Origin of the sequence: Chryseosolibacter indicum, from assembly GCF_018598585.1 — a bacterium.
Lineage (GTDB): Bacteria > Bacteroidota > Bacteroidia > Cytophagales > Cyclobacteriaceae > Chryseosolibacter > Chryseosolibacter indicus.
This window is the reverse complement of sequence record NZ_JAHESD010000148.1, coordinates 1-1,293: the sequence shown is the minus strand read 5'-3', so window position 1 is coordinate 1,293 and position 1,293 is coordinate 1. Positions and strand designations below refer to the sequence as shown.

At 38.1% G+C, this 1,293-nt stretch carries 2 protein-coding genes; both read left to right on the top strand.

Annotation, left to right across the window (positions count from 1 at the left end; translation table 11 throughout):
• Positions 1–440: 440 nt before the first annotated feature.
• Complete coding sequence (locus KK060_RS24830; protein WP_254157986.1) at positions 441–674, top strand: ribbon-helix-helix domain-containing protein; 234 nt, start codon at positions 441–443, stop codon at positions 672–674.
• Positions 671–1,003, top strand: a complete 333-nt coding sequence (locus KK060_RS24825; protein WP_254157984.1) for a type II toxin-antitoxin system PemK/MazF family toxin — start codon at positions 671–673, stop codon at positions 1,001–1,003. Before KK060_RS24830 ends, KK060_RS24825 begins: the two co-directional genes overlap by 4 nt.
• The last annotated feature ends 290 nt before the right edge of the window (positions 1,004–1,293 follow it).

Below are 1,293 nucleotides of genomic sequence, written 5' to 3'. Positions count from 1 at the left end.
TGCGGTTGAAGCATTTTTATGTCTTGATTTTTTTGTTACTTTTTTCATCAAGGAAAAAAGTAAGGAGAGAAAGACCTTCCGAATGAGTTTAGTAAGTTTATTTAGAATCGGGAGACCAGAAGAGTAGATGTCTTTTGACTTCAAAAATCATTTATAAAGTTAAGACAACAGTATTTCATAGTTACAATTGCAAGTCCAAGGATTTTCTCGCAATCTTTTAGCTTTTTATAGTATCCATTGCAGGCGGGAAATGACGAAGACGATGTGAGTGCCAGCGCCTTCCTAATGTTGCTCTTCCTTGCCCAAGCCTATGATGAGAAATCAACTGCGTTGAACTCGAATTCATATAGGCGGTTGAAATTTACCTTAAACAATATCCATATATATTATATTTACAATTTATAAATATAATATATATTTGTATAGTAAAATGCATTTTTATGGCAACCTTTACAAGCACACTTCCAGATAATCTGCTACAAGAACTGACAGAACAGGCTAACAAACTTTCGATGCCTAAAAATAAGCTTATTGAAAACGCGCTAAGACTTTACCTGCAGCATCTTGAAAAAGCAGAATATATTCGTTCTTATAAACAGGCTGCGACTGATAAAGAAATTCTTTCTATAGCTGAAGAAGGCTTGGAAGACTATTTCAGGCAGCTCGAAAAATGAGGCAGGGAGAGATATGGTATGCGGATCTTAATCCGACACAGGGAAGCGAGCAAGCTGGACGAAGACCTGTTGTAATCATTAGCGGTAATCTGCTCAACCAGTACCTGCCAATTGTAGTTGTTGCGCCGCTTACCTCGAAGATCAAAAATTATAAGGGAAATCCAGTGATAAAGCCTTCCGCGTCCAATGGACTGAAGTCAGAATCGGAAATGCTCGTCTTTCATATCCGCTCTGTTTCAAAAGACAGGCTTAAAGAACGGTTAGGAACAATTGATGAACATGACTTAGTGCTTGCCATCAAAACCCTTAATGATATTCTTAAATACTAAGCTGGCGTATTTTTTAATTGATCCTTATCTTTTAATTCTGCTATCCAAGAGCAGGTTTCATAATCATTCCCAGACAGGAAAATCTTCCGATAATCGTTACTTCGAATGTCTATTAACTTCATTAATCATTTAGCCAAAGTCTCTCAGGCAACAGCATTTCATAGTTACAATTGCAAGGCCAGAGGATTCCCTCGCAGCTTCTTTCTACTTTTCATAGTCTGTATTGCATGCGGGGAATGACGCAGACGATGGAAGTGCCTGCGTCTCTAATGCTGTTCTTTCCTTGCCAA